The sequence below is a fragment of the Rhodovulum sp. PH10 genome (assembly GCF_000293785.1).
Lineage (GTDB): Bacteria > Pseudomonadota > Alphaproteobacteria > Rhizobiales > Xanthobacteraceae > Rhodoplanes.
The window spans coordinates 1-4,319 of the sequence record NZ_AKZI01000215.1 but is presented as its reverse complement, the minus strand read 5'-3'; the positions used below and the strand labels follow the sequence as shown (position 1 = coordinate 4,319).

The window sequence follows — 4,319 nt, the reverse complement described above, 5'->3', positions numbered from 1 at the left end:
GCGTGCCCGCCTCGCCGGTCGCCTCGAACATGTTGAGCGCCGCCTGCAGGCGCCCGGCCGCGTCGCCCGCCCGCGCCACCGCAGCGGCGATCAGCTCGCGGCCCTCGCGAAGATCGAGCGTGATGTCGACGCCCGCCTTCTGCTTGGCGAATGTGTCGCGGCGCCAGGTGAGGAAGGCCGAGGTCCACGCCTCGATCGCGAACACGTGGCGCCCCAGCTCGATCGGCACGAAGGTGCCGCGCCAGCGATCGTTCTCCACCGGCACGATCGGCGCCGTCCACCAGCCGCGCTCGCCCTCGCGCCGCCAGCGCAGCGCCGCGGCGAGCACCTCGTGGCCGTCGCGGAAGATGTCCGCCCACACGTCGATCGGCTCGCCGACGATCCGCTTCACCGGCCAGCGGCCGCCCTCCAATGTCGGGAAGACGTCCTCGATGACGAACCGGCGGGCATAGGCGTCGGAATCGAGCGGGGCGGCGTCGATCGCCGACGAAAGGCGCGGATCATGCGTCATGAGCGAGCGATCGTGTCCGACTGAACGAAAGAGATACGGCGACTGCTGGAGTGCCCCACCGGCCGGGACAAACGTCCGAGCCCGGTTCGGGTTCCATCGTGGAACCCCGACAATGCGGCAGGAGAAGGGAACCCGGTGCGGACGGTGCGGTTGTTTCGGCACCACGGCGAAGGTGCACCCGCCATCGATCCGGCCGTCACCGCGGGGAGGACGTGTTCGAGGCATGTTGCGGACGGCACCGCAAGGACCCGCGATTCGCACGGGTGCATTCGGCACGTGCGGGACTCGCACCCCGACCGCGGCCGCGAATTTTCTCTCGGCAGGCGCCGGAGCGGCGCCGTCCCTTTCCGTTCGTCCCGTTCGTTCCGTTCGTTCCGTTCGTTCCGTTTGTCTCGATGCCGGTGATGCACGCGCTCTCCCCTGCTCCCTCTGTCGTCACCCACGTCGCGGCCGCCCGCTCGGCCGACCGACCCAGCCCCCGGGCGCGGGCGCGATGATCGCCGATTCGCGGCCCTCCCGCGTGACCGTGCCGCGAGCATGCGGTCGTCGTGCGGCCCCTCCCGCGGGAGGTGAATGTGGCGGAGCGCCGCGCGACCGGGGCCTTGCACGGGTCGGCCGCACGATTATGGTTCGCAGATCGCGCGCGCATCGCTGTCGGGACGATCCGCGCGGCGACCGAGTTTTCGGTGTGCCGGCGGCGCTCGGCGGGCGACGTTCATGCGACGGATCGGCAGGACCACCGGCAGCAGGCACATCGGCAGGCACATCGGCGGCAGACATTCCGGCACACGACGCGTAGACACACGTTTCACATCGACACACGGCACAGTCCGCGCACGCATACGAGACGAAAAGCACCCCCATGGTGACCGAAGGCGAGCTGAATCGTCGGGCCGAGGATTTCGGCGTCGAGACGGCGTATTGGGACGCGCGCGGCGAGCACCGCGTGCCGAGCGAAGAGGCGGTCGACGCGGTGGTCGACGTGCTGGCCCGCAGCGGCCCGCCGCCGGGCCACGACCCGACCGTGCGGGTGGTGCGGGTCGGCCGGGACGGCCGGCTCGACGGCCTGTGCGGCGACGGCGACGGCTGGCGCATCCTCGACGGCGCCGACCACGAGGTGGCGCAGGGCGGCTGCGAGCACGGCGCGGTGGTCGTGCCGGGGCTTGCCGTCGGCTCCTATCGCCTGCGGATCGACGGCCCGAACGGCGAGAGCCGCACCGATCCGCTGCTGGTCGCCCCGGAACGGGCGTGGCAGCCCGAGGTGTTCGACCAGAACGGACGGGTGTGGACCTTCGCGGTCCAGCTCTACGGCGTGCGCTCGCGCCGCAACTGGGGGATCGGCGACTTCGGCGACCTGAAGACGCTGGTCGGGATCGCCTCCGCACGCGGGGCCGCCGGCATCGCGCTCAACCCGCTGCACGCGATCACCCTCGACGATCCGAACGCGATCAGCCCCTATTCGCCGACCAGCCGGCTCTTCCTCAACGTGCTCTATATCGACGTCGAGGCGATCCCGGAATTTCCCGGCCTCGAGGCGGCCGGTCTCGCCGAGGAGGTTTCGCGCCTGCGCGAGACGCCGCAGGTCGATTATGCCGGCGTCATCGCCGCCAAGCTGAAGGGCTTGCGGCTCGCCTTCGACGCCTTCCGCAAGCGGGCCAAGAAGGCGCGGCGCGACGACTTCGCCGCCTTCAAGGCCGATCGCGGCCAGTGGCTGGCGCGCTACGCCGCCTTCCTGGTGCTGCGCGCCCGCCACGGCGGACCGTGGTGGGAGTGGCCGGAGGAGTGGCGCAAGCCGTCGCCGCAGATGGTCGCGACCCTGCGCCAGAGCGCCGCCGCCGAGATCGAGTTTCACGCCTTCCTGCAGTGGGTCGCCGACCGCCAGCTCGCCGCCTGCGCCGAGGCGGCGCGGGCCGCCGGCATGCCGATCGGCCTCTATCTCGACGTCGCGGTCGGCGTCGCCGCCGACTCCGCCGACGTGTGGGCCGCGCAGGGCGCCTATGTGCGCGAGCTCTCCGCCGGCGCGCCGCCCGATCTCCTCAACACCGCCGGGCAGGACTGGGGCCTCGCCTCGTTCAATCCGCGCGTCCTGATCTCGACCGATTTCGCGCTGCTGCGCGAGACGTTGCGCGCGGTGATGCGGCACGCCGGCGCGATCCGGCTCGACCACGTGCTCGGCTTCAACCGGCTCTACATGGTGCCGCAGGGCTTCAAGCCCGATCAGGGGACCTATGTGCGCTTTCCGCTGCAGGCGATGCTCGCGGTGGTCGCGCAGGAGAGCAACGCCCAGCACTGCGTCGTGGTCGGCGAGGATTTGGGCACCGTGCCCGAAGGATTCCGCGAGACGCTCGCCGACTGGAACATCTGGTCGTACCGGGTGATGCTGTTCGAGCGCAACTGGAACGGCGACGGCTCGTTCTGCGCGCCCGGCACCTATCCGCCGCAGGCTCTGGTGTCGTTCGCCACCCACGACCTGCCGACCTTCACCGGCTGGCTGTCGGGCCACGACCTCGACGTCAAGCACGGGCTCGGCATCGACCCGGGCGAGACCGTCGCCGAGCGCCAGACCGCCCGCGAAAAGGTCAGCGAGGCGCTGAAGCGCGACGCCGGGGTCGACCACGTGTCGTTCCAGGGCATCGCCCGCTTCCTCGCCCGCACGCCGAGCCGGCTCCTGGTGATCGCCGCCGAGGACGTCTTCCAGGTCGAGGACCAGCCGAACGTGCCCGGCACCATCAACGAGCACCCGAACTGGCGGCAGAAGCTGCCGATCGCGATCGAGGACATCGCCGGCGACCACCGGCTCGACGAGATCGGCACCGTTCTCCGCGAGGAGGGCCGGGCCGTGTCCCGCCGGCTGTGAGCCGGCGACCGAGAGACCACGGCATCGAAGACCACGGGCACCGCACGGTGCGACCGGTCCGAAGCGTTGCGCAACCCGCCCGATCGTCCTAGGTCGACGGGCGAGCGAACCGAACGATGGAAGCCATGGCCGCACAAACGCATCTGTTCACTTGCCTGTCCGACAATTACGGCGTCCTGATCCACGATCCGGCGACCGGCGCCACCGCCGCAATCGACGCGCCCGAGGCGTGGGCGGTCGACGAGGCGCTGAAATCGACCGGCTGGACGCTCACCGACATCCTGATCACCCATCACCACGGCGACCACACCGGCGGCGTCGCCGAGCTGAAGGCGCGGCACGGCTGCAAGGTCGTCGCCCCGCGCAAGGAGACGCAGCCGATCCCGGCGGTCGACGCGACCGTGGTCGAGGGCGACACCGTGACGGTCGGCTCGCTGACGGCAAAGGTGTTGGAGACGCCCGGCCACACCGCCGGGCACATCGCCTACTGGTTTTCCGACGAGAAGATCGCCTTCGTCGGCGACACGCTCTTTTCGATCGGCTGCGGCCGGGTGATCGAGGGCACGCCCGAGACGATGTGGGCCTCGCTGGTGAAGCTGCGCGACCTGCCGGACGACACGAAGATCTTCTGCGGGCACGAGTACACGCTGTCCAACATCCGCTTCGCGCTGACGATCGAGCCGGACAATCCGGCGCTGAAGCAGCGCGCCGCCGAGGCCGAGAAGCAAGTCGCCGCCGGCCGGCCGACCATTCCGGTGACGATCGGCGAGGAGAAGCGGGCCAATCCGTTCCTGCGCGCCGACGTGCCGGTGGTCGCGACCGCGGTGAAGATGAGCGGTAAGCCCGCCGCCCAAGTGTTTGCCGAGGTGCGCGAGCGCAAGAACCGGTTTTAGTTCGGGTGCGGGTCAGAGCCCGTTTGGGAACTCCGACGGGGCTGCGCCGGAGCCGCTT

3 protein-coding genes are annotated in these 4,319 nt (G+C 70.6%); 2 read left to right on the top strand and 1 reads right to left on the bottom strand.

Annotated features, from left to right (window positions below):
• The coding region (locus tag A33M_RS21595) for a maltotransferase domain-containing protein (protein WP_040622550.1) at positions 1 to 511 on the bottom strand (511 nt) is incomplete at its 3' end.
• Positions 512 to 1,373: 862 nt separating this feature from the next.
• Here A33M_RS21595 and malQ point away from each other — a divergent pair.
• On the top strand, positions 1,374 to 3,368 hold the full coding sequence (gene malQ, locus A33M_RS21590) for a 4-alpha-glucanotransferase (protein WP_008392041.1): 1,995 nt from the start codon (positions 1,374 to 1,376) through the stop codon (positions 3,366 to 3,368).
• Between the two features lie 125 nt (positions 3,369 to 3,493).
• Complete coding sequence (gloB, locus tag A33M_RS21585; RefSeq protein ID WP_040622547.1) at positions 3,494 to 4,261, top strand: hydroxyacylglutathione hydrolase; 768 nt, start codon at positions 3,494 to 3,496, stop codon at positions 4,259 to 4,261.
• Positions 4,262 to 4,319 lie beyond the last annotated feature (58 nt).